Here is a 24,789-nt window from a genome sequence, read left to right as displayed (position 1 = left end):
TGGGGGCGGGATCGCTACATCGGCGGCAGCAAATCTCCTCAAATTGAAGGTGTCACGGGACCCATGGCGCGCCAGTTCATCTATTTCATGCAGGGCCTGACCAAGAGCTACCCGACCCGCAAGGTGCTCGATAACATCCACCTGTCGTTCTACCCGGACGCCAAGATCGGCGTGCTCGGCGTCAACGGCTCGGGCAAGTCGACGCTGCTCAAGATCATGGCTGGCCTCGACAAGGAGTATAACGGCGAGGCCTGGGTCGCCCAAGGCGCCCGGGTCGGCTATCTCGAGCAGGAGCCGCATCTCGATCCGGCACTCAACGCGCGCGAGAACGTCATGCTGGGCGTCGCCAAGCAGAAGGCCATCCTCGATCGCTACAACGAGCTGGCGATGAACTATTCCGAGGAAACCGCCGACGAGATGACCAAGCTGCAGGACGAGATCGAGGCCCAGGGCCTCTGGGATCTCGACAGCAAGGTCGACCAGGCCATGGACGCGCTGCGCTGCCCGCCCGACGATGCCGACGTCACGAAACTCTCCGGCGGCGAGCGCCGCCGCGTCGCGCTGTGCAAGCTGCTGCTCGACCAGCCAGAGCTGCTGCTGCTCGACGAACCGACCAACCATCTCGATGCGGAATCCGTGTCGTGGCTGGAGGGCCACTTACGCAACTATCCCGGCGCGATCCTGATCGTCACCCACGATCGCTACTTCCTCGACAACGTCACGAGCTGGATTCTCGAGCTCGACCGCGGCAAGGGCATTCCCTACGAAGGCAACTATTCGTCCTGGCTGGTGCAGAAGCAGAAACGGCTGGAGCAGGAGGGCCGCGAGGACGCCGCGCACCAGAAGACGCTCGCGCGCGAGCAGGAATGGGTTGCCTCGTCGCCGAAGGCACGCCAGGCCAAGTCCAAGGCGCGCTACCAGCGCTACGAGGATCTGCTCAAGCAGGCGAGCGAGAAGCAGACCCAGACCGCGCAGATCATCATTCCGGTCGCCGAGCGGCTCGGCGCCAACGTGGTCGACTTCGAAGATCTCAGCAAAGGTTTTGGCGATCGCCTCCTGATCGACAATCTCACCTTCAAGCTGCCACCCGGCGGCATCGTCGGCGTGATCGGACCGAACGGCGCCGGCAAGACCACGCTGTTCAAGATGATTACCAAGCAGGAGCAGCCTGATTCAGGCACCATCACGGTCGGCGAGACCGTGCATCTCGGCTATGTCGACCAGTCGCGCGACGCGCTCGACGGCAACAAGAACGTGTGGGAAGAGATTTCCGGCGGCAACGAGCTGATCCTGCTCGGCAAGAAGGAAGTGAACTCGCGCGGCTATTGCTCGGCGTTCAACTTCAAGGGCGCCGACCAGCAGAAGAAGGTCGGTGCGCTCTCGGGCGGTGAACGCAACCGCGTACATCTCGCCAAGATGCTGAAGTCGGGTTCGAACGTTCTGCTGCTCGACGAACCGACCAACGACCTCGACGTCGACACGCTGCGTGCGCTCGAAGAGGCGCTGGAGGATTTCGCCGGCTGCGCCGTCATCATCAGCCATGATCGCTGGTTCCTCGACCGTATCGCGACCCACATCCTGGCCTTCGAAGGCGACAGCCATGTCGAATGGTTCGAAGGCAACTTCCAGGATTACGAGAAGGACAAGATGCGCCGGCTCGGCCAGGACAGCGTCATCCCGCATCGCGTGAAGTACAAGAAGCTGACGCGGTGACGGCGGCATGATGCGGCGGGCGCTCATCGCTGCGGTGATCGTGGTCACCTGCGGCTGGTCGTCCGCCCGTGCGGCCGATGCCGCCTTCACGCAGTTCATCGCCTCGCTCTGGCCTGAGGCGCAGGCTGAAGGCGTCTCGCGCAGGACGTTCGACGAACAGACGCGCGGGCTCGAGCCGGATTACAAGCTGCCCGATCTGATCCTGCCCGGCCGCCCCGCGCTAGGTGCGCCGTCGCAGGCCGAGTTCGTTCAAGTGCCTGCCGACTACGTCAAGGAAGCCTCGATCGCGCGGCTTGCCGGCGAGGGGCAACGGCTGCTGCAGAAATATCGCGCCTCGCTGGGCGAGATCGAGAACAAGTCCGGCGTGCCCGCGACCGTGATGCTCGCGATCTGGGGCCGCGAGACCGATTACGGCCGCTACACGCTGCCTTACGATTTGGTCCGCGTGCTGGCGACGCAGGCCTATGTCGGGCGCCGCAAGGATCAATACCGCACCGAGTTCATCCTCGCGCTGAAGATCCTCAGTGAAGGCGTGGTGACGCGCAAGGACATGCGCTCGTCCTGGGCGGGTGCCACAGGGCTCACGCAGTTCCTGCCATCCGAATATTACAAGCACGGTGTCGATTTCGATCGTGATGGCCGCATCGACATCTGGCATTCGGTGCCGGATGCGCTGGCGTCGGCCGCGCAGCAGCTCGTCAACAAGGGCTGGCAGAGCGGCGTGCGCTGGGCCTACGAGGTGCAGGCGCCGACCAAGGTCGATTGCACCGCCGGCGTGCCCGAGGTGACGAAGCCGATCGGACAGTGGCTGCGCGAAGGTTTCGTGCCGGTGCGCGGCCAGAAGCTGAGCGCCGCCGAACAGGCGCAGCCGGCCTCGCTGCTGCAGCCGGAAGGCATCTACGGCCCGTCATTCCTGACCACCAAGAACTACTTCGTCATCAAGGAATACAATTTCTCCGACCTCTATGTGCTGTTCGTCGGGCACCTGGCCGACCGCATGACGAGCCCACTGCCGTTTGCAACGCCATGGGCGGCCTCGAAGCAATTGCGCACGAAAGACGTCGAGACGATGCAGCGTGGGCTCACGCGCGCCGGGCTCTACAAGGACAAGATCGACGGCAAAGCCGGTATGCAGACGCGCGCCGCGCTCGGCGCCTATCAGAAGTCGGCGGGCCTCAAGGTCGACTGCTGGCCGAGCGAAGAGGTGCTGCGCGCGATCCAGGCGGCGCGATAGCGCGGGAGCAAAGAAAAGCCCGGCCGAGATGTTCGGCCGGGCTTCGATCGCGGCGCTCACGAGCGCCGGTGCGATCAGATCAGTAGCAGACGCGAACCGGGCGAACGACCCATCCGTAACCGTCCCAATAACGCTGACGCTGCCAATAGCAGGGCGGGGGCGGCGGGCCGGGCTCGGCGACGTAAACGGGGCCGCCATAGGCGGGCCGGCTCGACGCGATGGCGCCGCCGACGATGGCGCCGCCGATCAGGCCGGCCGCGAGACCTGCGCCGATACCGTCATGCGCCTTCGCGGACGGAGTGGCGGTCACCAGCGAACCGGCGACCGTCGCGACCGTGAGGGCGGCAACTAAAGTCTTCTTCATGCTTTTGGCTCTCCTGGGAGATGGGTTCCTCTTGTTAGAGGCGCCCGGGTTTCAAAGGTTCACACACACGCTGGTGGAATTGGCCGTGCAGCTAGGAAGCGCGCAATTGGTCAACCCACGGTAAACGCACACGGAGCTGTGACGAGAAAAAGCGGTCTTTTTCAGGCCCGGAGATGAACGGCACATCCGCCGTGAACCGGTCGGCCGAAGCGGTCGCGATGGACCGGTTCAGGTCGCCTCAGCCGCAGACTCTGACGCGGCGGACGCGCCAGGCATAGCCGTCCCAGAAGCGCTGCTTCTGCCAGACGCAGCCGCCGCCGTAGTAGCCGTCGGCGACATAGCCCGGGCCCGGCGCATAGTAGCGGGGCGGGTAGTAGCCGGGCTCGTAATAGCCGGGGCCGGGTCCGTAATAATACGGAGAGGCCAGCGCGCCGCCGACGATGGCGCCGCCGATGATGCCTGCCGCCACGCCCGCCGCGACGCCACGCTGGGCATGGGCGGGTGTTCCGGCCGCAACGGCCAGGGAGGCGACGGCGGCGACCGTCAGGAGCAACTTCTTCATGGGCCGGACCTTTCGTACGAGCGCGCGGGAACCTTTGGGGCAGAGTTCCATACTTCGTTTGAATGATCAATGAACGGCACATTCGTGGCGGGCGACCAATCGATATGGACCGCAGGCTCGGGCCGGGGAGACGACAATGGGCAACGCGATGGTCAATGCATTGATTGCTGCCGGGGTCGTGTCCGCGATCGGCTACGGCCTGATCACCCATCTCCAGAATCGCGGCCAGCGGCGCTCCCGCGCGGGGGCGGGCGGCGATGGCAGCAGCAGCGGCGACACCTCTTCGGGCAGCAATGACGGCTTCTCGCTGGGAAGCTGGTTTTCCAGTGACAGTTCGGGCAGCTCGACCGACGGCGGCAGCTGTTCCAGCAGCGATAGTGGCGGTGGTGGCGGCGATTGCGGAGGCGGCGGCGATTAGATCCGCTCCAATCTTGACCCAGCGCAACGCTGAAATTTAGAGCCGTTCTAGGCTGTTTCCGGGCCAGTTTGGAATAGCTTCAAATACCGCTTTTTCCTTTTGCATCCGGCCGGCCCGTTAAATATCGATGATGGCGCATCACCGAAGGGCCCGCCGCTTCCATGATCGTTTGTTCCTGTAACGTGCTGAGCGATGACGACATCCGCGCCGCCGTCGCCGAGTCCGACGACGCCGTCCGCCATGCCAAGCAGGTCTATGGATGCCTCGGCTGCAGCGCCGAATGCGGTCGCTGCGCGCGGACGATCAAGACCATCATCGACGAAGCCCTCGGCCCCTGCGCCCAGTCCTGTTGCTCGGGCTGCCCGCATAACCACACCGTAGCCGCCAACGACGAGGCGGCCGAGCCCGCCCAGTTCGCCCTCGCGGCCTGCTGATTCTTACGCCAGCCACGGCTGAGCTTTCCCCCGGCTGCGTCCGTGTAGCCAGTTGCCCTCATTCGTAAACTGACTTAGAAGCGTTCTAAATTCGGTCAGGCCGATTTGGACTGCAAGAGCTGGAGTGAACCATGCAGGGCGACGCAAAAGTCATCGACTATCTCAACAAGTCACTGCGTCACGAACTGACTGCGATCAACCAGTACTGGCTGCACTACCGCTTCCTCGACAATTGGGGCCTCCTCGACATGGCCAAGGTCTGGCGCAAGGAGTCCATCGAGGAGATGGAGCACGCCGACAAGCTCACCGCGCGCATCCTGTTCCTCGACGGCTTCCCGAACATGCAGGTGCTGGATCCCCTGCGCATCGGCCAGAACGTCAAGGAGATCATCGAGTGCGACCTCGCCGCCGAGATGAGCGCGCGTGCGCTGTACCAGGAAGCGGCGACCTACTGCCACGGCGTCAAGGACTACGTCACGCGTGACCTGTTCGAGAAGCTGATGAGCGACGAGGAGCACCACATCGACTTCCTCGAGACCCAGCTCGACCTGATCGGCCGCATCGGCCTTGAGCTCTACACCCAGAAGCACGTCGGCGGGCTGGAGGGCGAGGGGCACTGAGCTCCGGCCCGCTCCCTCCATTCGTCATGGCCGGGCTTGACCCGGCCATCTACGTGTTGCCGCACAACGAAGACGTAGATGCCCGGGGCAAGCCCGGGCATGACGTTCGTGCGCGGGACCACGCACCACCTACAACTGCGTTTTGTAGATCTCTTCCACGGCCTCCTGGCTCGCGGGCTCGCCGAGGCCGGTCTGCTCGTGAACGACAGTGACGATGCTGGGCATGACCGAGCGCTGCACTTTCTCGGGCGACCATAACTTCGAGCGCATCAGCGCCTTGCCGCAGTGGAAATAGACCTCGCTGACGGCGACGTTGAGCACCGCGCGCGGCGGCTTGCCGAATTCGACCATTGCGGCGAGCAGATCCGGATCGGCCGACAGCGTGCCGCGTCCGCCGACACGTAGCGTCTCGTCGATCCCGGGCACGAAGAACAACAGATGCACGAAGCCCGAGCCCTCGACGACGTTGCGAAAGCTGTCGATCCGGTTGTTGCCGGAGCGGTCCGGCATCAGCAACTGGTTGGGACCGGCGACATGGACGAAGCCGGTGCCGCCGCCGCGTGGCGAGGCATCGACGCTACCGTCCGCGCCCGATGTCGCGAGCACGCAGAACGGCGACATCTCGATGAACTTCTTCGCGTGCGCATCGATCGCGGGCCGCGCTTTCGCGATCACGCGCGGGCTCGGTTCGGCATAGATGGTGGCGAGGTCTTCGGGGCAAAGCTGGGTCACGAAGGTCTCCTTGATTGACCGTGCCGAGACTATCATTCTCCGGCCGCCCCGCTATCCCCTTTGTCGCCGCCATGGCCATGCGATCACGTCGGCGCAGTAGAGTGCCCACCAGATCAGCACGGGCTGAAGCACCAGGCGCGGTCCATGGTAAAGCCAGCTGTTGGGGATGGGCGGAACGTCGATACCCTCCAGTGCGTGCTTGATGTTGGCCGGCCAAACGCAAAGCGCATAGAGCGCGAGCGCCACGCCTGCCCACCAGCGCAGCGGCGTCGTCAGCAATGCGATCGAGCCCGCAATCTCACAAACGCCGGTGACGAGAATGACCTCTATCGGGAACGGAACCCACGACGGCGCGATCGCGAGAAACTTGTCAGGGACGGCCAGATGCGCAAACCCGGCAGCGATGTAGAGCGCGGCAAGAGCGAAGCGCATCACCGCGCGCCTGCGGTCGGGTTCGGACGCCATCCCTCAAACTAGCACGCGCGGATCGAAGGCGCCATCGTGCGCGCTAGACTGCGTCCGCCGGCACGAAGCAGCTGATGATGATGGCGCCACGGTGGTGGACGTACCACACGACGGCCTGGCCAACGGGATTGCCGCGATCGCGGATGATGGCGCGTTCGGGAACCTCCATCCATTGCCCATCGATCGGCACCCAATAGGCGCCGCCGCGCACATCGTAGTCGGTGCGATGACCGTCGGAGACGTCGCAGCAGGGTACACCGTTCGGCGCGATCACGCTCTTGAACCATGCGCGGATGTCGGGCGGGACGTGATCATATTGTCCGTTGTCGAACGCGAACGCGGCGCCGGTCAGCGCCGTCGTTGCGGACAGCCAGACGCACAGTGCGAGCCTGCGCATGGGATCCTCCTCGTCGCGTGTCTTGCCGATCGCGCGCGATTGACCCGCGCGTCGACTCGCATCGCTGGCTCCGATTAAGCCCGAGCCATCAGAGCATTGCATGCTCAAAAAATATGCGGCGTGGGTGCTTCGCACATGATGCGATGCAAAATCAGCGGCGTGCCGATTCGATCGTTCGCTGCGGCGTGATCTCCAGCAATTGCCGGACCTGCTCGCTGTAGAATTTCGCATTGCCGGTGGTGCCGTGGCCGCGCGTCTCGGCACTCGCCGGGATCAAATAGAGGCGGCCGTTCTTGACCCGCTTCATGGCCGCGTCCGTGACGCCGGTCTCGGGCGGGTTGCGCTCGTCGTCGGCGGAATTGATCAGCAGCAGCGATGCTTCGATGGCTTCGAGCTTCTCGCCGGCATTGTAGTCGTGCGAGGACTCCCATTGATAGACGAAGTCGTTGGCGTCCGCCGTGATCGGCGTCGCCAGCCGGTCATCGACGATCTTGTCGGCCTTGGCCGCGGTCGGCGCCTGCGATTGATAGGCCAGCGTGCCGCCGATGCTGGCGATGCCATAGGCGGTGGCCGCGTATTTCATCATGCGCGGCTGGCTGGTGTAATTGCCGCCATTGTAGTCGGGATCGTTGCGGATGGTGTCGAGCATGATCCGCCGCATCATCCAGTTGCGCGAGGCCATCTCGGTCGGCTGCGAGGCCATCGGGACCAGCGCGTCCATCGCGCTCGGATATTTTTCGCCCCACAGCCAGGTGTGCATGCCGCCCATCGAATTGCCGATCACGAGCCGCAGATGCTTGACGCCGAGGCCTTCCGTCACCAGGCGATACTGCGCCTCGACCATGTCGTCGTAATCGTATTTCGGGAAACCCGTCTTCATCCCGTCGGAGGGCTTCGACGATTTGCCGTGGCCGATGCCATCAGGAAGGATGATGTAATATTTGGCGGCATCGAGCGGTTGTCCCGGACCGAACATCTCGCCACCGAATGTCGGCCCCAGCATGCCGGTGCCGGAGCCGCCGGTGCCATGCAGCACCAGCACCGGTTGGCCCGAGGGCTCGCCGACCGTGGTGTAATGCAGCTTCAGCTCCGGCATGGTCTCGCCGGTGTGGAACTTGAAGTCCTTGGCGATCCAGTCGCCTTGCCTGGGTGTCGGATAATCGGCGGCGAAAACCGGCGTCGAAAAGGTCAGGACGACAGCTGACAATGCGGCGTAGCAAGCCTTCATGTTTCTCTCCCCAGTGCGGCTCATGGTCGGCGGCCGCGTTGCGGCGGAACTTAGCAGAACTGCGCGGACGGATGTAGGATTTCGGCTCCGTCGATCGTCTTCAAGGAAACATCCGGAAGAGGCCCCTGCATGTGCCGCAACATCAAGACGCTGTTCAACTTCGAGCCGCCGGCGACGGAGGACGAGATCCACGCCAGCGCGCTCCAGTTCGTGCGAAAGCTGTCCGGCTTCAACAGGCCGTCGCAGGCCAACGAGGCGGCGTTCGAGCGCGCAGTGGCCGAGGTCTCGCAGGCCGCGCGACATCTCCTGACCTCGCTGCACACCCATGCGCCGGCGCGCGACCGCGAGGTCGAGGCGGAAAGGGCCAGGGAGCGCTCGCGGTTGCGATTTGGCTAGAGGGCTGCGGCTTCGCGTTCCGTGATCTGGCTCACGGAATGAGGCGCCACGCTCTGCGATGATGTCTGCCGGGGTTTTTGACAGCCCGGAGCAGGACCATGAGCCGCCCCCTTCTTCCATTGAAAGCAGGTGCCATCGTCTTCACGCTGCTATGGACCGCGTGGATGATGTGGTGGAGCGGCTCGTTCTCGAGCGCGAACGTGGTGATCCTGGCCTTGTGCGGCGCAGCGGTCGGCTATCTCTGGTATCGCGCCATGCGCTGGCAGTTCGAGCGCATGGGCATGCTGCCGCACAAGGACGATTCCACCAACAGGTCTTGATGCTCCAGCGTGTCCCGGACGTGTTGCCGCGCGTCGGCGCTGCGCTGCGTCCGGGGCACGGGAAAGCCACTAATCCTTGTAGCCGTGTTTCTTCTTTTTCTTCTTCTTCCTGTGCTCGTCGCCTTCGGCGTCGTCGCTCTCGTCGTCGACCATGTCCTCGTCGGTCTCCCGCACCGCGGCTTCCAGCGCGGCGCGCTCGGCGGCCTCCAGTGCCTCGCGTTCGGCGGCGTCGCGCTCGCGCTGGCGGCGGCGCTCGTCCCAGGCGTCGAACAGCTGATCGAGCCACGGCAGCACCTGTTCGATCGAGGGCAATTGACCGGCCGGCCCCGCCTCGCCGCGCGGGCCTTGTGGTCCCGCCGGCCCCTGCAGTCCGGCAGGTCCTTGTGCTCCGGCAGGTCCCTGCGCGCCGGCGGCCCCGCGCGGACCGACCTCGCCCTGCTTGCCTTGCGGACCGGACTTGCCCTGCGGTCCCGCCTTTCCGATCGGCCCCGGCTTGCCCTGCGGCCCCGGCTTGCCCTGCGGCCCCGGCTTGCCGCGCGCGCCATCGGGTCCGCGGCGGCCCGGATGACCCTGCGGTCCCGGCCGTCCCGGCTCGCCCTGCCGTCCGCGCGGCCCCTGAGATCCCTGCCGTTTCTGTTCGTCTGCCACGCCGCTGCTCCCTTGTCCGGAAGCAAGCTACTTAGCGGCGTTTGACGACAGCAGCAATTCCGCCCGGACAGCTCGCCACGCTTGATCAACATCAATCGGCGGCATGCGCCGCCGTGTCATCGATCGTACGGCCACAACTCCTGTCAGGAGCGACCGATGCGCGCGGCGTGGAAGATCTTCTGGCTGTTCGCCGTCGTCCTTGCAGCAGCGCTTGGCCTCGCTCATCAGCTGGTGCCCGACGTCGTGCCGGTCGCATTCGCCGAGGAGCCGCAGCCGTCATGGGCTGTCATGACGGCCTTCTTCCTCCGCGCGATCGAGATGATCGCCGCCTTCGTCGCGATGATCGCGCTTGCGATCATCACCGGCGGACTGATTCAGCGGCGCATTCTCGGACGCTAGTCCTGATAGGCGGGCACGTCGATCCCGGACGCCGCGTAGATCCTGATCTTGTTGCGCAGCGTGCGCACCGACAGGCCGAGCACGCGCGAGGCGCGGGTGCGGTTGCCGTCGCAGCGCGCGAGCGTCTGGAGCACGAGCTCGCGCTCGACCTCGTCGACGGTGGCGCCGATCAGAAGCGGCACGATCTGGTGAGGGGCAAGGAATTGTGCGCCCGGTTCGGACGCAGCGACATGAACAGTGGTCATCGACATACTCCCCGATCAACGCCCGCTGCCATCGTTGGAAGCGGATCGAGAACAAACGACCCCCAAGCCGTAGATCTACGGTGGGCGGGTTTGGTTAACGAAAGGTTAATCGCGGACGATCGCACCAGATGACCTCGGGAAAGCCGCGAAGCCGCCGCGATTGGCGGCGGCTCAGTGATGGCCCTCACACCGTGCGGTAGCCGCCGTCCACCATCACGATCGTTCCCGTGACATAGGCCGACAGATCAGAAGCGAGGAAGATCGCGGGACCCACGATATCCTCGGGCTTGCCGGTGCGCGCCAGCGGGGTGTGGTCGACGAAGGCCTGCACCAGTGCCGGATTTGTCGCGCGCACATTGGCGTTGATGTTGGTCTCGATGAAGCCCGGCCCGATCGCGTTGACGCGCACGCCTTCCTTGCCGAGCTCGGCCGCGAGCGCCTTGGTGAAGCCGAGCACGCCGTGCTTCGAGGTCGTATAGGCCGCCGAGCTCGGCGTGCGCAGATGCACGAAGGACTGGATCGAGCCGATATTGACGATGCGGCCTTTGCTCGCGCGCAAGGGTGCGAGGAAGGCCTGCGTCACGTTGAAGACGCCGTTGAGGTTGAGCGAGATGATGTCGTTCCAGTCCTTCGCCACCGTCTCGGTCTCCGCGGTGAAGGCGTTGCGGCGGGTGATGCCGGCATTGTTGACGAGGATCGAGACCTGCCCGACCTTGTCGGCGACCTGTTTGGCCAGCGCGAAGCAATCCTCGCGCCGGGTCACGTCCAGCGCAAAACTCTCGGCCCTGCCGCCCGCCTTGCGGATCTCCCCGGCGGCCTCCGCGACGGTGTCGGCGTTGACGTCGAGCAGCACCATTTGCGCGCCCTCGCGGGCATAGCCGGCGGCGATGGCGCGGCCGATGCCGGAGCCGGCCCCGGTGACGACGGCGATATGGTTTGCGAGCAATGCCATGACATATTCCTCCCGATTTCGTTTCGAAGTTTCATGAAACGCTAACTCGAAATTAAGGGGTCGGAAACGGCAGCCTTGGCATACTGATCCTCATTGCTAAACGTTGCGCGCATGATGGAACGGCTCGACACCCGGCTCGACTCCTGGAAACCTGCCCTCGAACGCCTGCGGTCGGCGCATTCGGCCGATTGGGCCGAGGCGGGGCGGCTCGTGGCCGAGATCGCGCGGATGAGCCCGGATGCCACGCTGCGCCAGGCCGCCGAGCAGGCGCTTCCGGTGCTGCGCCAGGCGGTCGACAATGACGATCACGGCGTCACGCTGGCGGCCCAGCGCCGTCTCGGTGTGGTGCTCGAAGTCGTTCATGATCTGACCGCGCCGCGCTTCGGCCGCCGCAACGCCACGCCGAAACAACTGTCCAGCGAGGATCGCGCCCGCAAGGTGCTCGGCCTGCCGCTTTCGGTGCAGATCACCTGCGAGGACATCAACCAGGCCTATCGCCGCGCCGCCAAGGGCATGCATCCCGACCGCGGCGGCAGCGCGCAAGCCTTCATCGACCTCGCCGCCGCACGCGACCTCCTGATCCATCCCGGCGCGCATAAGGACGCGTGAGAAGCTCAGTTCTCAAAAACAAACGGGCAAGGACGCATGCCCGCGTCCTTGCCCGCTCTTCGTCCGCCGATCGATTATTTCACCACTTGCAATGGCCGTTCTTCAACGCGGCATCCTTCATTGCGAGTGCGTCGATGAAGGTCGGCACGGTGGCGCTGGCGCGATGATAGCCGGCCGGCCACGGCGTGGTCGGGATGGTCTCGTCCCAGATCTGGCACAGGCCGGTGTCCTGCCAGCGGATCAGGTGATAGCTGGCCTGTGCAGGGCTCGCCGCGACGAAGGCGGTGACGGCAAGGCCGGCGGCAGCGCACAGCACGGAAATACGACGCATGATCAGCTCCTCAAATGAATGGTGTGGTGCGCCTCCCGGCAATCACGGGGAGGGCTTGGTGCCGGACGCTTGGGGATGCGCGCCGGACAAGATGTGAGTAGGTCCGCGTGCAGATCAGGTTCAAAGCGCGCGGACGGGAAATAGCTGATTTCGGCCGGAAAACGCGCGGTCCCGCAAAGGAAAAAGGCGGGCCGCTCGCGCGACCCGCCCTCGAAATCCGGTCCGTTGCTAAAGCTCTCAGAGCGTGCAGCGACGCTCGGCGCGCAGCTTGATCTGGACGTCGGACGCGGCCTGGAAGGTCGGGAGCGGCTTGCTGACGACCTTGTAGGTCGACGCGCCAAACTGGAACGGCTTGTACTTCAGGTCTTCGTTCCAGACCTGGCAGATGCCGGTGTTGTCCCAGCGGATCACGTAATAGCCGACGGCCGCCGACGCGGGCACGGCGAACACGGAAGTGGCGATGCCGGCAACGGCACAGAGGGCGAGAACGCGACGCATGAAATATCTCCTTGAGGGAAAGTACGATCTCGAAATTCGTGCGGTAAAAGCAGGTCCTTTGCAAGCCGGGGAGCTGCCGTTCACGGACATGTCAGCTGTTCCCCGGGCATTTGGTTGGACCGCGTGCCCGGCAAGCCACACGCGAAGGCCGCTCACTTCGCCAGCGAGGCCACCGCTTCGATCTCGATCAGCATCTTCGGATCGGGCAGGGCCTGCACCACGCAGGTGGTGCGCGCCGGGTAGGGCGGCGGGCCGAAGGCGCCGGCATAGAGCGCATTCATGGCGGCGACGTCGGCGGCGCGGGTCAGGAGCACGTTGACCTTGGCGAGGTCGCGGATGCCGGCGCCGGCCTCGTCCAGCACGCGCTTGATGTTGACGACGACATTGGCGAACTGCGCCTCGAAACTCTCGGGCAGCGCGCCATTGGCGTCGAAGCCGGGAATGCCGGAGACGAACAGGAGATCGCCGACGCGCGTCGCGAACGACAGCGGCGGCGCCTTGACGTGCGGCGGGGGCGCGAAATGCTGGATCGGCATGGGATCACCTCGAACAGTGTTCTCGTGGTCCATGAGCGTAGCGGCAGGCGAGGGGGGCTCAAACCAAAAAATGCGAAAACAACCCCATGCACAGTAGGGATGATGCGGAAATCATTGGGTTTTTAGAATTCGGAAACGGCAAAAAATTCGAGTTGCTCCGTCGGGCAATACAGGGGCATGATTGCATCATGTCGGGGTGCATGTTTCGTCTCTCAACGCATGGCCGCATATATGGGAACCGAGGTCTCTGCGGCGATCCTTCGAGACGCCCGCTTGGCGGGCTCCTCAGGATGAGGGCGGAGTATGCGGCAGCAGCTTCCGCGGGATCGGTGCCAGTTAGCCTCATCCTGAGGAGACCGCTGCAAGCGGTCGTCTCGAAGGACGAGGCGCCTGCTCAGACCGCGAGGGGCTCGCGGGGAGAGCGATCGCCCGCCACGCGCCTCACCCATCATGTTGCCGCCCCGATCCATCCTGTACATTCGCTGCGTCTGATTCGAATCCTCCCTTGAAAAATAGCCCCGGAGACACCCATGAAGTTCGCATCCACTTGTCGCGCCGCGCTGGTCGCCATCGCCGCCCTGGCCGGCCTCTCGACCTCGGCGCTGGCCGACGGCGGCACCGTGGTGCTGACGATCTACAAGGCGGGCTGGATCATCGGCGGCTCCGGCGGCTCGGGCACGCTGAACTTCCGCGGCCGTTCCTATGCGCTGTCGACCGGCGGGCTCGACTACGGCCTGGTGTTCGGCGGTTCCAAGACCGTGCTGCGCGGCCGCGTCTCCAACATCAACCGTCCCTCCGACGTTGCCGGCGTCTACGGCGCCGCCGGAGCCGGCCTCGCGATCGGCCGCGGCGCCCGTGCCATCGTGCTCTCCAACCAGAAGGGCGCCGTGCTGGAGCTGTCGGGCTACCAGACCGGCCTGATGGCGAATGCGGATCTCAGCGGGCTTGCGATCACGATGCGGTAGGGCAGGTCGCGTAGGGTGGGCAAAGGCGCGCAAGCGCCGTGCCCACCATCGGTGCCAGTACGACACGAAACAGTTGGTGGGCACGCTTCAGCTTTGCCCACCCTACGAGATACGAAGCCCGGACTACGATCCACTCACCGCCGCGTGAATCCGCTCGCAATGCGCGACGAGATTTGCGTGCGCGTCGACGAAGGCCTTCAGCGGGGTCGGGATCGGAAAGTAGTAGATGTTGGCGATGAAGCCATAGATGCCGGCATCGACGCTGGTGGGCTGCTCGCCGTGGACGAAGCCTGTCGCCGGCACGATCTCGGCCAGCACCTGCAAATCGGCGAGCCCTCGCGCGTAGGCCTGATCGGGCGCGTAGCGGCCGATGCCCTGATAATGATAGCGCTGTGAATTGTACGCCTTCGCCTTCTCGAATCCTTTCGCATCGATCTGCGGATGCTGCGCGATGAAGCCGTCGCGGAACGCCGGATAGAAGCGATCGTCCTTCCAGCGCGAATACGACATCACCCAATAGAGGTCGTCGAGCATGCGCGTGACGAAGTGATTGGTGCGGCGCTGCTCCGCGGATAAATCGGCATCGATGGTCAGGCGATATTTCGCGATCGCATGCGCGATGATGGTCTCGCTATCGCCGATGGTCTCGCCGTCGTCGACGATATAAGGCAGCTGCCCCCGAGGCGCGGCGGAAGCATCGAAGACGTGTTCATGCACGAACGGCACGCCGGCGAGCTTCAGGAACGCGTAGACCTTGAGGCCGTAGCCGTTGTTGTCGGCGACGCCGAACAGATCGGGATAGGAGTAGAGGGTCAGCATGGGACGCTCCTCTGCGTTGGGGGCAGCATGCAGGGGAGCCGTGGCAGACGCAATGAGGGAGTGCCCCTACGAACGCGATGCCGCGGTGAACACCGCCAGCTGCGCATCGAAAGCCCGTCGGAACGCCGGCCGCGCCTCGCCGCGAACGACATAGGCGGCAAGATCAGGATACTCGTCGAGCAGGCCCGATGTGTGCAGCCGGCGCAGCACGGTCACCATCATCAGATCGCCGGCGCTGAACCCGCCGTCGAGCCAGTCGGCACCGCCGAGGCGGCGGGACAATTCGCCGAGCCTGGTACGGACGCGATCCCTGAGCATCGGCAGGCGCTCCGCGTACCAGCTCCTGTCGCGCTCGAACAGCATGGCCATCCCGAGCTCGACGATCGGCGGCTCCAGCGTGCTCAGCGCGGCAAACACCCATGCGATCGCACGGCTCCTGGCATTGTCCTCGTCAGGCAGCAACCCGACATGGCGCTCCGCGAGATGCAGCACGATCGCGCCCGACTCGAACAAGGCGAGGTCGCCGTCCTCATAGGTCGGAATCTGCCCGAATGGATGCAGGGCGAGATGGGCGGGTTGTTTCATCTCGGCGAACGAGACGAGGCGGACATCGTAAGGCTGCCCCACCTCTTCGAGCGCCCAGCGCACCCGCATGTCGCGGGCCTGGCCGCGCCCGCGATCGGGTGAGCTTTCGAAGGCGGTGATGGTGGGGATCATCGGGGGCTCCGGGGTATCAGGTGTCGCATTCGAAGGACGGATGGCCGGCGCGGGTTCCGACGGCGGACGCCGTAAAAAATCCGGCGCCCGTGTCGGAACACCGTTCCGCCGCTCGTCCTTGGAGCGATGATGCGGGTGTCGCGCGTCCCGCCCCGAGGCAAAAGGAGTGAGTTCATGACGTCAATCACGCCGTTTCTCTGGTTCGACAACAACGTTCAGGAGGCTGTCGCCTTCTACAAATCGGTGTTCCCCAACGCTGAGGTCGAGACCGTCAGCGACTTCATGGCGGTGTTCGAGCTCGAGGGCCAGCGCTTCCACGCGCTCAACGGCGGGCCGCAATACAAGTTCAACGAAGCGGTGTCGTTCTTCATCAGCGTGGAGACGCAAGCGGAAGTCGACTATTTCTGGAGCCGGTTGATTGCGGACGGCGGTGAAGAGTCCCGCTGCGGCTGGCTCAAGGACAAGTTCGGCCTGTCCTGGCAGGTAGTGCCATCGGCGCTCGGCCGCTATCTCGGCGACCACGATAGGACCAAGGCCAACCGCGTCATGCAGGCGATGATGGGGATGCGGAAGATCGTGATCGCGGACCTCGACAAGGCCTATGCGGGGTGAGGACCGACGGCCGTAGGGTGGGCAAAGGCGCGCCCTTCGCGCGCCGTGCCCACGCACTGCCGGGACTCACGGACAAATCGTGGGCACGGCGCTGACGCGCCTTTGCCCACCCTACGAAGCTAGACCCTCATGGTGCGGAGGCGCGAAGCGCCGTCTCGAACCATGCAGGCCCGCATCTCGCCCGCGGCCATCCTTCGAGACGACCGCTTTGCGGTCTCCTCAGGATGAGGTCTGTGGGCGTTGTGCGTCGAGTGCAGCGATCCACGCCGCAAGCTCCCGCCACGGCTCCAGCGTCCAATGCCCGGACGCCGCGCCCGACGGCGAGGGCAGCACAAAGATCTCCGGCAAATCCTCATTGCGCATCTGCCGCCCCAGCCTAATCGCCGTTGACGGCCGGCCGTAGAACAAGCTCGCCGCCTTCTTGCTCGTGAACGCAATCGTTCGCGGCCGGTACGTCTCCATCTTCGCCCTGAAGCCCGGCACGTCGATCGTCTCCGCTGCGATCTGGTGATCCATTCCCGCGCCCGTCTTGGAGAGATCGGTGAAGCCGATCCCAAGCTCGATCAGCGACGCGAATTCGCCTGGCTGATAGCGCCGCGGCGTGATCCCGGCCTCATGCAGCGCGCGCCAGAAGCGGTTGCCGGGATGGGCGTAGTAATGCCCGAGTTCGGCCGAGCGCGTCGAGGCGGCGGTGCCGACGAAGACGAGGCGGAGGTTTGGGCGGAGTTGGTCGGGGAGGCGGTGGATCCCAGTGTTAGCCAAATCGGGTGTCCGTACTCAGGGCTACCTGATCGCCGCAACTCGTCTGCATGCACGCGCCAAGCTTGAATTACTTTGAGCGGCTGTTCCGACGTCCCAACTGGTCTGTATAAACTTGGACACGCGCGAATTATAGGCCGGTCCCACTGGTGAGGTGAATCCTGGCGCAGGAACCATATCTTGGACTATTTCGCGGCTACGACTACGACGTGCAAGCTGAATTAGAGTCTCTTTAGCGTTCCGATCGGCGTCTGTAACCACCGGTACTGCCCCAATCGGCACGTTCAAAAATTCTGCAAGATTGTGCCGATCTGCAAGTAGCCAACTTTCAACCTCATGAAATGCAAACCGTACGTATATGTTCTTTGGTTGCGAGTTCTGAAACCATCGACTAATCGCATAGCTCGGGCAGGTAGCCCCTAGCACGTCGCCGTCCAAGAATACCAGAAACTTCAGCGACGTTGCCGATCTGCGAATTTGATCAACGCGACTCTGAAAATATGAAAACCCGCGCCGACCCATCAGGTTGGACACTATCAGCCTTGGATTTTCGCGGGCGATGATCTTCTGAGCCGCCTGCTCGATAAGCGCGTCCTCAGAAAACAATATGATATCAGTCATCTACTTGCGCGAATAGATCTATCTGCGCCGGGGCAGTTTTGGGAAGAACGGCTTCGCTTACTGGGAAGCCAGATTTGATTAGTTGATATGCGTCAGAAACCTCGCGAAGGTTCACGGCTCTGGTTGCCTCGCCGGATGTGTCCAAAAGGATTACCTCTTCAGCAGCTATGCCCGAGTCAGAGAGCAAATCTACACTGTGAGTGCTGATGATCACCTGCCGACGTCTCTGCCGTTGAAGTCGATAAATCAAGGGGGCAAGTTTCGAGACGATCGCAGAATTTAGCGATAGTTCAGGCTCCTCAAGCAAGAGCAGTGCGTCGTCCTCGAGGAGAGCCCAGAGAAGACCTATGAGCCGTAGTGTACCGTCAGAAAATTGATCTTCTCTTTGCCAGCCAGCGTTTGCGCGCCAGTGCTTGTAAAGCGCCGCAAGGTGCGGTCGTCCGGTTGCTTCATCGCGCTCGAACTTAAGTTGCTCAAGGTTAGGAACTGCAATTTTTAAGGCGCGTTCGATTCGGCTGAGGCGGCTTTTCTGTGATCGCGGCGTAGTTTTAGCGACGCGGTCGAGGAAGCCTTGACCAAATGGGTCCGTCTCGATCGTCCGTCCCTGAATTTCGTCATTGAACCGGAGTAGTTGTGGAACGAGATGAAGGTAAGTCGTCGATGCAAAGAACCTCGCCACTTCTCGAAATTCGACGTTGTTGTTGACCTGCTCAATGTGGGTTTGGATCAGCCTCTCAGGATCCCCTTCGTCGTCGCTGTCAGGTCGCTCAAGTATCTTGTGCCCGTCCCTATAAACAATCTCCTTCTGAACGATCGGTCGACGAAAGCCGCGGGGCTCTTGGGCAATAGAGAGTATGTAGCGCCAACTTTCGCTCGACTCCGAGGACGGTTTGAGCGTTACGTCGATCTCGATATGAGGGTTCTGTCTTGCGGATAAACATCTAACCTTGGAGAGACCTCCGCGAGATTGAATAGCCTTTTGTAATCCGCCACCTTGAGGGGAGCAGACATCTCGCAGAAAGCGAAAGACGTCGAGAAAGTTGGATTTTCCAGACGCATTCGCGCCAAGGATAAAGACACGATCTGTCAATTCCACTTCTGAACTGCGGAAGTTTCGCCAGTTCTTTATGGCGAGATGTGTGACTATCAAAGCGAATGCCCCTATCGTATCGACGACGTTCTATCAAACACGATGCTCAACGCCCAGTAGAATCGCGCGCCGGGCTGGTGAGGACCAGCCCGGCGTGTGCTACTGCTGGTAGGCCAATATCAGGCGCAGCCGGCGCCCTCACAACACCCGATTACTCTCCTTCACCTTCTCCGCATCCAGGTACAAGCTCTCGCCCATCTCCTTGAACTTCGCACTCATCTGCTTCATGCCGTCCTCGGCCGTGCCGCTCATCGACATGCCCACGCTGTTCGGATCATTCAGCGTCGCGGCATAATCCCGCACGTCCTGCGTGATCTTCATCGAGCAGAATTTCGGGCCGCACATCGAGCAGAAATGGGCGACCTTGTGGGCTTCCTTCGGCAGGGTCTCGTCGTGGAAGTTTTTCGCGGTCTCGGGGTCGAGGCCGAGGTTGAACTGGTCGCTCCAGCGGAAGTCGAAACGGGCGCGGGAGAGGGCGTCGTCGCGCAGTTGGGCTGCCGGGTGGCCTTTGGCGAGGTCGGAGGCGTGGGCGGCGATCTTGTAGGTGATGACGCCGACCTTGACGTCGTTGCGATCAGGGAGGCCGAGATGCTCCTTCGGCGTGACGTAGCAGAGCATGGCGCAGCCGAACCAGCCGATCATGGCCGCGCCGATGCCTGAGGTGATGTGGTCATAGCCCGGCGCGATGTCGGTGGTCAGGGGTCCGAGCGTGTAGAAGGGGGCTTCGCCGCACTCCTTGAGCTGCTTGTCCATGTTGATCTTGATCTTGTGCATCGGCACGTGGCCGGGGCCTTCGATCATGACCTGGCAGCCCTTGTCCCACGCGATCTTTGTGAGCTCGCCGAGCGTCTCCAGCTCCGCGAACTGGGCGCGGTCGTTGGCGTCCGCAATCGAGCCGGGGCGCAGGCCGTCGCCGAGCGAGAACGAGACGTCATACTTGCGCATGAGGTCGCAGATCTCGTCGAAATGGGTGTAGAGGAAGCTTTCCTTGTGATGCGCCAGGCACCACTTCGCCATGATCGAGCCGCCGCGGCTGACAATGCCGGTGACGCGGCTGGCGGTGAGGTGGATGTATTGCAGGCGCACGCCGGCGTGGATGGTGAAATAGTCGACGCCCTGCTCGCACTGCTCGATCAGCGTGTCCTTGTAGAGCTCCCAGGTCAGCTGCACCGGATCGCCGTTGCACTTCTCCAGCGCCTGGTAGATCGGCACGGTGCCGATCGGCACCGGCGAGTTGCGCAGGATCCATTCGCGGGTGGTGTGGATGTTGCGGCCGGTCGAGAGGTCCATCACGGTGTCGGCGCCCCAGCGGATCGCCCACACCATCTTCTCGACCTCTTCCTCGACCGACGACGTCACGGCGGAGTTGCCGATATTGGCGTTGATCTTGGTCAGGAAGTTGCGGCCGATGATCATCGGCTCGAGTTCACTGTGGTTGATGTTGCAGGGGATGATGGCGCGGCCGCGCGCGATCTCGGAGCGGACGAACTCCGGCGTGATGAAGGCGGGGACTTCGGCGCCAAAGCTTTCGCCGTCGGCGAGTGCTGCCTCGGCGCGCTCCAACTGCTCCTTGCGGCCGAGATTTTCGCGGGCGGCGACGTAGATCATCTCCTTGGTGATGATGCCGGCGCGGGCGAATTCGAGCTGGGTGATCTTGTGGCCGTCGAGGCCGCGCAGCGGCTGGTGATAGGCGCTGAACGCGCGCGCGGCCTTGTCGGTGGAGACGCTGCCATTGTCCTCCGGCTTGATCTGCCGGCCCTGATATTCCTCGACGCCGCCGCGCTCCAGCACCCAGGCTTTGCGGTTGCGGGCAAGGCCGGCGTTGACATCGATCGTCACGGACGGATCGGTGTAGGGGCCGGAGGTGTCGTACACCGGCAGGTTCGGCTCGCCGGCGCCTTCGGACAGGATGATCTCGCGCAGGGGCACGCGCAGATCCGGCGCGGCGTCGGGGGATGCGAAGATCTTTCGCGAGGAGGGCAGCGGGCCGGTGGTGACGGCGGGGACGGTTTTGTCGGGGTTGGAGCGGATGTTCATGGGATCCTCCGGTGTATTTCTGGTTCAGGCGGCTTTGGCGGAATCGCCAAGCCATTGTTTGACCCGCGCATCCGGGTCGGCATTCTGGGTGACGTCGCTGACCACCGCGATCGAATCCGCGCCGGCGGCGAAGATCTCCGCGGCGTGCTCGAACTTGATGCCGCCGATCGCGACCAGCGGGATGGCGCCGATACGCTTCTTCCACTCCGTGATCTTCGGAATGCCCTGTGGCTCGAAGCGCATCGATTTGAGCGTGGTGAAGAAGATCGGGCCGAGCGCGACGTAGTCGGGCTTGGCGGCGAGTGCAGTTTCAAGCTCGGCGTCATCATGGGTGGAGATGCCGAGCGAGAGGCCGGCTTCGCGGATCGCCTTGAGGTCGGCTTCGGCCAGATCCTCCTGGCCGAGATGCAGATATTTTGCGTCGGCGACGATCGCGGCGCGCCAATAGTCGTTCACGACCAGCTTGGCTTGTGTGCCGTTCGTGATCGCCAGTGCGTCGGTGACCATCTGCAAGGCCTGCCCGTCGTCGAGATCTTTCGCGCGCAGCTGGATGGTGCCGACGCCGAGCTTGGTCAGGCGCTCGACCCAGGCGAGGCTGTCGACGACGGGATAGAATCGATCAGGATACGGCATGCCAGAACGGTGTCCCAACGACAGGGGTGGAGGGGGAGGCGAAGTCGCGGGCGTTCATCAGCCCGGCTTCATAAGCGGTGCGGCCGGCATCACAGCCGAGACGGAAGGCGTTCGCCATCGCGACGGGATCGGCAGCCTTGGCGATTGCGGTGTTGAGCAGCACGGCATCATAGCCGAGCTCGAGCGCCTCGGCTGCGTGGCTGGGCGCCCCCAGGCCGGCGTCGACCACCAGCGTGATGTCGGGCAGTCGCTCTCGCAGCAACCTCAAGGCATCGCGATTGGTGATGCCCTTGGCACTGCCGATCGGAGCGGCCCACGGCATCACGACCTTGCAGCCGGCGTCAACCAGACGGTTCGCGACCGAGAGATCTTCCGTGCAATAGGGGAATACTTCAAAGCCGTCCTTGATCAGGATGCCGGCGGCTTCGACCAGGCCGACGACATCGGGCTGCAGCGTGTCGTTGTCGGCGATGACCTCGAGCTTGATCCAGGTCGTGCCGAACAATTCGCGCGCGAGTTTTGCCGTGGTCACGGCCTCGCGCACGCTGCGGCATCCCGCGGTGTTCGGCAGCACGGTGACGTCGAGTTCGCGGATCAGCTTCCAGAACGCATCGCCCGACTTGCCGCCGGCGGATTCGCGCCGCAGCGACACCGTGACGATGTTCGAGCCGGAGGCGCGGATCGCAGACTGCATGATCGCAGGCGAGGGATAGAGCGCGCTGCCGATGAGGAGGCGGGAAGAGAAGGTCTTGCCGTAGAAGGTCACCATGTGGGAGGTGTCTCCTCAATTGTAGCTGTCGTCCCCGCGAAGGCGGGGACCCAGTACGCCGCGGCTGCGCGGCTGGAATCGCAAAGCCGCGGCGTACTGGATCGCCCGGTCAAGCCGGGCGATGACAGCGGAGAGTTTGGCGAGAACATCATCCTCACCCTCCCTGCCGCGGCGTGATGATCTCGATCTCGTCGCCGGCCTTCAGGCTCGTCTCGGCCCAGCGGCTTTTCGGCACGACGTCGTAGTTCAGCGCGATGGCGAAATGAGTGCCTTCGTAGTCGAGCTCCGAGAGCAGCGCGTCGACGCTGGCCGCATTGATCTCGCGTTGCTCGCCGTTGACGATCACGCGCATTGCATCACCTCGTTGTCGATCTGACCGCGCTGGACGTATTGCAGCGTCAGCTCGGCGAGCGCCGGCGCGATCAGGAAGCCGTGGCGGTAGAGGCCGTTGACGGAGATCGTGCTGCCGCGAATGCCGATGCGCGGAAGATTGTCGGGAAAGGCGGGACGAAGCCCCGAGCCGAATTCGACGATGCGGGCCTCGCCGAACGCCGGATGCACCGTGTAGGCCGCGCCCAGCAGCTCCAGCGCGGAGCGGACGCTGACGCCGGTGTCCTCGGTCTCGATCGAGGTCGCGCCCAGCATGAACAGATTGTCTTCGCGCGGGATCACGTAGAGCGGCCAGCGCGGGTGCATCAGCCGCACCGGGCGGGCCAACTGCACTTCAGCTGTCTCGATCAGGATCATCTCGCCCTTGACGCCGCGAAGCTCGGGTTGCTCCTCGCGGGCGCCGAGGCCGCGGCAGTCGATCACGATGCCGTCGGGATCCCCAGCGAGATCGCTCACGGTGACGTCGCTGCCGAATTTGATGGTGCCGCCGGCGGCGCGGATGCGATCGTGCAGCTGCGGCAGCACGCGGCGCGGCTCGACATGGCCCTCGGCCGGAAAGAACAGCGCGTCGCGAAAGCGGCCCTCCAGCGAGGGCTCGAGCGCGGCGAGGCCCGCGGCATCGAGCCGGCGGTGGTCCTCGGTCATGCGCGCAAAGCGCTCGAAATCGTTGCGCTCGCGCGGATGCGCGACGACCAGCGAGCCGTTGAACGGCGTGTCGGGCAGCTCGCGCCGCCAGAGATCGAGCGAGCGCAGCCCGAGGCGGCTGATGATGGGTTCGGCGACCTCGGCCTCGCAATAGGGCGCGAGCATGCCGCCGGCCCAATGGCTGGTGGCATCCGTCATCGCCTCGTCACCGCGCTCGTGCAGGGTCACGGCATGGCCGGCCTGCGCGAACAGCAGGGCCTGCCAGGCTCCCGCAATGCCTGCGCCGATGATGGATACCGGAGAGTCCGGTCGCTTGGTCGTTTGCAACATCCCTGTCCCTTCGCCGGCATGACCCGGATCAGGTTCAAAGGGTCACCGCGGTCCTGGGCGTTATTGCCCATTTAGCGGTATCTCAGCTCCTCCTCGGAGCACCCCTCGGAACGGTGCTAATGTAGGACAGCGGGGCGGGGTGGTCAACGCGTTAACGGTCGTCATGCCCGGGCTTGCTGTTTAGCCCGGGCATCCACGTTCTTGTTATCGTGCGAAAGGTCGTGGATGGCCGGGACAAGCCCGGCCATGACGGCGATTACCGACCGGGAACTTGCGCCCGCGCGTTGCGGACGCGCTGGGCCAGCTTCCTGTGCGGCACAGTGCCGAACATCGGCTGCGGGTTGCCGTTCGGCTCGAGCCAGACCTGGGAATTCGTCTCGTTGCTGGCCTGCTGCACCATCTCCTGCCGCTGGCGCTTGGCGGCGTAGTAATAGCCGCCGGCGAAATAGCGTACGGCCCGGGCGTGGTCGCCATTGGCGGCGCGATAGGCGCCGGCAAGGTATTTCACGGCATAAGTGAGATTGGTGTCGGGATCGCGCAGGCCGGCGGCATCGCCGGTGTAGCCGACCCCGCGGGCGGTCGCGAGCTTGATCTGCATCAGCCCGATGGTGCCGCCGCGGCCGACGAGGTGCGGCTGGTAACGGCTCTCGCGCATGATGACGCGGTGCACCAGCGCCTCCGGCACGCCGTTGGCGCGGGCATGGGCCGCGACCATCTCGGCATAGTCGGCTTCGCCGGCGAAGGCGGCCTGTGGCAATGTCAATCCGGCCGCGAGCAGCGCGGCAATGCGTAAAAATTTCATCAGATATTCCTGAGGTCCTATGAGTGACCTGCGCCCGATGGCCGATAGGCCTGTCGAACGCGGCGATGATGTGACCAAACGCCGCCGTTAACGATTTGGCGGCGCCGAGCCGTTGTTACGACTCAATGCCGGGATACGGGTTCCCTCAGGCGGATGCCCGCTCGCGGCAGAAAGGCTGTCTAGTCGCGCGAGCCCGCGAAAGCGAGTAGGAAGCGGCTAGCAAATCGGGAGAGGTGCCATGACAAAAGCAGTCCTCAGTGAGACCCCCAGGCAAAACCCCTGTGCCCAATGCGGCATGCCGATCCCGCGGCCCGACTGGATCGAGCCGGGTGAGGGGCGTGTCTCCTATCTCTGGACCTGCCACGCCTGCAATTATCGCTTCGAGGCCGTGGCGATCTTCGACGAGGCGGCGATCGAGCACCCGCCGCTCGCGGCGTGA

General features: G+C 64.0%; 34 protein-coding genes and 1 riboswitch. Of the genes, 12 read left to right on the top strand and 22 right to left on the bottom strand.

Annotated features, from left to right (window positions below):
- Positions 1-63: 63 nt before the first annotated feature.
- Complete coding sequence (gene ettA, locus CIT39_RS27155; protein WP_094977267.1) at positions 64-1,713, top strand: energy-dependent translational throttle protein EttA; 1,650 nt, start codon at positions 64-66, stop codon at positions 1,711-1,713.
- A 7-nt stretch (positions 1,714-1,720) separates the two neighbouring features.
- The gene (locus tag CIT39_RS27150; RefSeq protein ID WP_094977268.1) at positions 1,721-2,947 is read left to right on the top strand and encodes a lytic murein transglycosylase; all 1,227 of its coding nucleotides are present in this window, start codon (positions 1,721-1,723) and stop codon (positions 2,945-2,947) included.
- A gap of 79 nt (positions 2,948-3,026) precedes the next feature.
- Here the strand turns inward: CIT39_RS27150 and CIT39_RS27145 are convergent, their stop codons facing one another.
- Together CIT39_RS27145 and CIT39_RS27140 are read right to left on the bottom strand one after the other, a co-directional pair.
- A complete protein-coding gene (locus CIT39_RS27145; protein WP_091966137.1) occupies positions 3,027-3,311 on the bottom strand; it encodes a hypothetical protein in 285 nt (94 codons plus the stop codon).
- A gap of 238 nt (positions 3,312-3,549) precedes the next feature.
- Positions 3,550-3,873, bottom strand: a complete 324-nt coding sequence (locus tag CIT39_RS27140; protein ID WP_162308707.1) for a hypothetical protein — start codon at positions 3,871-3,873, stop codon at positions 3,550-3,552.
- 136 nt (positions 3,874-4,009) lie between these two features.
- On the opposite strand from CIT39_RS27140, the gene CIT39_RS27135 reads away from it, so the two are divergent.
- The 3 genes from CIT39_RS27135 (at position 4,010) to bfr (ending at position 5,345) form a co-directional block, all read left to right on the top strand.
- Positions 4,010-4,291, top strand: a complete 282-nt coding sequence (locus tag CIT39_RS27135; protein ID WP_094977270.1) for a hypothetical protein — start codon at positions 4,010-4,012, stop codon at positions 4,289-4,291.
- 161 nt (positions 4,292-4,452) lie between these two features.
- Positions 4,453-4,725: a (2Fe-2S)-binding protein gene (locus tag CIT39_RS27130; protein ID WP_094893810.1), complete on the top strand. Its 273-nt coding sequence runs from the start codon at positions 4,453-4,455 to the stop codon at positions 4,723-4,725.
- Between the two features lie 131 nt (positions 4,726-4,856).
- Positions 4,857-5,345: a bacterioferritin gene (gene bfr / locus CIT39_RS27125; RefSeq protein ID WP_027529403.1), complete on the top strand. Its 489-nt coding sequence runs from the start codon at positions 4,857-4,859 to the stop codon at positions 5,343-5,345.
- Between the two features lie 129 nt (positions 5,346-5,474).
- On the opposite strand, the gene CIT39_RS27120 is transcribed toward bfr, so the two are convergent.
- From CIT39_RS27120 to CIT39_RS27105, 4 genes are all read right to left on the bottom strand, one after another.
- Positions 5,475-6,077 carry an MSMEG_1061 family FMN-dependent PPOX-type flavoprotein gene (locus CIT39_RS27120; RefSeq protein WP_094977835.1) on the bottom strand — a complete coding sequence of 201 codons (603 nt, stop codon included), beginning with the start codon at positions 6,075-6,077 and terminating at the stop codon, positions 5,475-5,477.
- Positions 6,078-6,128: 51 nt separating this feature from the next.
- Positions 6,129-6,542 carry a DoxX family protein gene (locus tag CIT39_RS27115; protein WP_094977271.1) on the bottom strand — a complete coding sequence of 138 codons (414 nt, stop codon included), beginning with the start codon at positions 6,540-6,542 and terminating at the stop codon, positions 6,129-6,131.
- A gap of 43 nt (positions 6,543-6,585) precedes the next feature.
- Positions 6,586-6,939, bottom strand: coding sequence for a hypothetical protein (locus tag CIT39_RS27110; protein ID WP_094977836.1), 354 nt, complete (start codon positions 6,937-6,939; stop codon positions 6,586-6,588).
- A gap of 151 nt (positions 6,940-7,090) precedes the next feature.
- Positions 7,091-8,167 carry an alpha/beta fold hydrolase gene (locus CIT39_RS27105; RefSeq protein ID WP_094977272.1) on the bottom strand — a complete coding sequence of 359 codons (1,077 nt, stop codon included), beginning with the start codon at positions 8,165-8,167 and terminating at the stop codon, positions 7,091-7,093.
- A 129-nt stretch (positions 8,168-8,296) separates the two neighbouring features.
- Between CIT39_RS27105 and CIT39_RS27100 the strand changes: the two genes are divergently transcribed.
- Both CIT39_RS27100 and CIT39_RS27095 read left to right on the top strand, forming a co-directional pair.
- On the top strand, positions 8,297-8,563 hold the full coding sequence (locus CIT39_RS27100; RefSeq protein WP_094977273.1) for a DUF2277 domain-containing protein: 267 nt from the start codon (positions 8,297-8,299) through the stop codon (positions 8,561-8,563).
- Between the two features lie 98 nt (positions 8,564-8,661).
- Positions 8,662-8,883: a hypothetical protein gene (locus CIT39_RS27095; RefSeq protein ID WP_094977274.1), complete on the top strand. Its 222-nt coding sequence runs from the start codon at positions 8,662-8,664 to the stop codon at positions 8,881-8,883.
- Between the two features lie 69 nt (positions 8,884-8,952).
- On the opposite strand, the gene CIT39_RS27090 is transcribed toward CIT39_RS27095, so the two are convergent.
- Positions 8,953-9,531: a collagen-like domain-containing protein gene (locus tag CIT39_RS27090; protein ID WP_094977275.1), complete on the bottom strand. Its 579-nt coding sequence runs from the start codon at positions 9,529-9,531 to the stop codon at positions 8,953-8,955.
- A gap of 156 nt (positions 9,532-9,687) precedes the next feature.
- Between CIT39_RS27090 and CIT39_RS27085 the strand changes: the two genes are divergently transcribed.
- Positions 9,688-9,930, top strand: a complete 243-nt coding sequence (locus CIT39_RS27085; protein ID WP_094977276.1) for a hypothetical protein — start codon at positions 9,688-9,690, stop codon at positions 9,928-9,930.
- Here the strand turns inward: CIT39_RS27085 and CIT39_RS27080 are convergent.
- Complete coding sequence (locus CIT39_RS27080) at positions 9,927-10,175, bottom strand: helix-turn-helix domain-containing protein (RefSeq protein ID WP_094977837.1); 249 nt, start codon at positions 10,173-10,175, stop codon at positions 9,927-9,929. The genes CIT39_RS27085 and CIT39_RS27080 overlap by 4 nt on opposite strands.
- 184 nt (positions 10,176-10,359) lie before the next feature.
- Complete coding sequence (locus tag CIT39_RS27075; RefSeq protein WP_094977277.1) at positions 10,360-11,127, bottom strand: SDR family NAD(P)-dependent oxidoreductase; 768 nt, start codon at positions 11,125-11,127, stop codon at positions 10,360-10,362.
- A 111-nt stretch (positions 11,128-11,238) separates the two neighbouring features.
- Between CIT39_RS27075 and CIT39_RS27070 the strand changes: the two genes are divergently transcribed.
- Complete coding sequence (locus CIT39_RS27070) at positions 11,239-11,736, top strand: molecular chaperone DnaJ (protein WP_094977278.1); 498 nt, start codon at positions 11,239-11,241, stop codon at positions 11,734-11,736.
- Between the two features lie 79 nt (positions 11,737-11,815).
- On the opposite strand, the gene CIT39_RS27065 is transcribed toward CIT39_RS27070, so the two are convergent.
- From CIT39_RS27065 to CIT39_RS27055, 3 genes are all read right to left on the bottom strand, one after another.
- A complete protein-coding gene (locus CIT39_RS27065) occupies positions 11,816-12,067 on the bottom strand; it encodes a hypothetical protein (RefSeq protein ID WP_094977279.1) in 252 nt (83 codons plus the stop codon).
- Positions 12,068-12,304: 237 nt separating this feature from the next.
- On the bottom strand, positions 12,305-12,565 hold the full coding sequence (locus tag CIT39_RS27060) for a hypothetical protein (RefSeq protein WP_094977280.1): 261 nt from the start codon (positions 12,563-12,565) through the stop codon (positions 12,305-12,307).
- A 152-nt stretch (positions 12,566-12,717) separates the two neighbouring features.
- Complete coding sequence (locus CIT39_RS27055) at positions 12,718-13,101, bottom strand: RidA family protein (RefSeq protein ID WP_094977281.1); 384 nt, start codon at positions 13,099-13,101, stop codon at positions 12,718-12,720.
- A gap of 530 nt (positions 13,102-13,631) precedes the next feature.
- Here CIT39_RS27055 and CIT39_RS27050 point away from each other — a divergent pair.
- The gene (locus CIT39_RS27050; protein ID WP_094977282.1) at positions 13,632-14,066 is read left to right on the top strand and encodes a hypothetical protein; all 435 of its coding nucleotides are present in this window, start codon (positions 13,632-13,634) and stop codon (positions 14,064-14,066) included.
- A 123-nt stretch (positions 14,067-14,189) separates the two neighbouring features.
- On the opposite strand, the gene CIT39_RS27045 is transcribed toward CIT39_RS27050, so the two are convergent.
- Together CIT39_RS27045 and CIT39_RS27040 are read right to left on the bottom strand one after the other, a co-directional pair.
- A complete protein-coding gene (locus tag CIT39_RS27045; protein ID WP_094977283.1) occupies positions 14,190-14,885 on the bottom strand; it encodes a glutathione S-transferase family protein in 696 nt (231 codons plus the stop codon).
- A gap of 66 nt (positions 14,886-14,951) precedes the next feature.
- The gene (locus CIT39_RS27040) at positions 14,952-15,602 is read right to left on the bottom strand and encodes a glutathione S-transferase family protein (protein WP_094977284.1); all 651 of its coding nucleotides are present in this window, start codon (positions 15,600-15,602) and stop codon (positions 14,952-14,954) included.
- Positions 15,603-15,776: 174 nt separating this feature from the next.
- On the opposite strand from CIT39_RS27040, the gene CIT39_RS27035 reads away from it, so the two are divergent.
- Complete coding sequence (locus tag CIT39_RS27035) at positions 15,777-16,214, top strand: VOC family protein (RefSeq protein WP_094977285.1); 438 nt, start codon at positions 15,777-15,779, stop codon at positions 16,212-16,214.
- A 219-nt stretch (positions 16,215-16,433) separates the two neighbouring features.
- On the opposite strand, the gene CIT39_RS27030 is transcribed toward CIT39_RS27035, so the two are convergent.
- The 8 genes from CIT39_RS27030 to CIT39_RS26995 all read right to left on the bottom strand — a co-directional run bounded on the left by CIT39_RS27030 (position 16,434) and on the right by CIT39_RS26995 (position 24,350).
- Complete coding sequence (locus CIT39_RS27030) at positions 16,434-16,976, bottom strand: mismatch-specific DNA-glycosylase (RefSeq protein ID WP_094977286.1); 543 nt, start codon at positions 16,974-16,976, stop codon at positions 16,434-16,436.
- Between the two features lie 610 nt (positions 16,977-17,586).
- Positions 17,587-18,684, bottom strand: coding sequence for an AAA family ATPase (locus tag CIT39_RS27025; RefSeq protein ID WP_202975543.1), 1,098 nt, complete (start codon positions 18,682-18,684; stop codon positions 17,587-17,589).
- Between the two features lie 198 nt (positions 18,685-18,882).
- Complete coding sequence (thiC, locus tag CIT39_RS27020; protein ID WP_094977287.1) at positions 18,883-20,781, bottom strand: phosphomethylpyrimidine synthase ThiC; 1,899 nt, start codon at positions 20,779-20,781, stop codon at positions 18,883-18,885.
- Between the two features lie 24 nt (positions 20,782-20,805).
- Complete coding sequence (locus CIT39_RS27015) at positions 20,806-21,414, bottom strand: thiamine phosphate synthase (RefSeq protein WP_094977288.1); 609 nt, start codon at positions 21,412-21,414, stop codon at positions 20,806-20,808.
- Complete coding sequence (locus CIT39_RS27010; protein ID WP_094977289.1) at positions 21,401-22,183, bottom strand: thiazole synthase; 783 nt, start codon at positions 22,181-22,183, stop codon at positions 21,401-21,403. The genes CIT39_RS27015 and CIT39_RS27010 overlap by 14 nt, the downstream gene beginning before the upstream one ends.
- Before the next feature lie 154 nt (positions 22,184-22,337).
- Positions 22,338-22,535, bottom strand: a complete 198-nt coding sequence (gene thiS / locus CIT39_RS27005; RefSeq protein ID WP_094977290.1) for a sulfur carrier protein ThiS — start codon at positions 22,533-22,535, stop codon at positions 22,338-22,340.
- Positions 22,526-23,548, bottom strand: a complete 1,023-nt coding sequence (locus tag CIT39_RS27000) for an FAD-dependent oxidoreductase (RefSeq protein ID WP_094977291.1) — start codon at positions 23,546-23,548, stop codon at positions 22,526-22,528. Before CIT39_RS27000 ends, thiS begins: the two co-directional genes overlap by 10 nt.
- Positions 23,536-23,664, bottom strand: a riboswitch (TPP riboswitch). It overlaps the preceding gene by 13 nt.
- 140 nt (positions 23,665-23,804) lie before the next feature.
- Entirely contained in the window at positions 23,805-24,350 is a 546-nt protein-coding gene (locus tag CIT39_RS26995) for a lytic transglycosylase domain-containing protein (protein ID WP_162308705.1), read from the bottom strand.
- A gap of 238 nt (positions 24,351-24,588) precedes the next feature.
- Here CIT39_RS26995 and CIT39_RS26990 point away from each other — a divergent pair, with 238 nt between their 5' ends.
- A complete protein-coding gene (locus tag CIT39_RS26990; RefSeq protein ID WP_094977293.1) occupies positions 24,589-24,789 on the top strand; it encodes a hypothetical protein in 201 nt (66 codons plus the stop codon).

The organism is Bradyrhizobium symbiodeficiens, from assembly GCF_002266465.3.
Taxonomy (GTDB): Bacteria; Pseudomonadota; Alphaproteobacteria; order Rhizobiales; family Xanthobacteraceae; genus Bradyrhizobium; species Bradyrhizobium symbiodeficiens.
The sequence above is the reverse complement of the archived record's forward strand: the minus strand, read 5'-3'. Positions and strand labels throughout refer to the sequence as shown.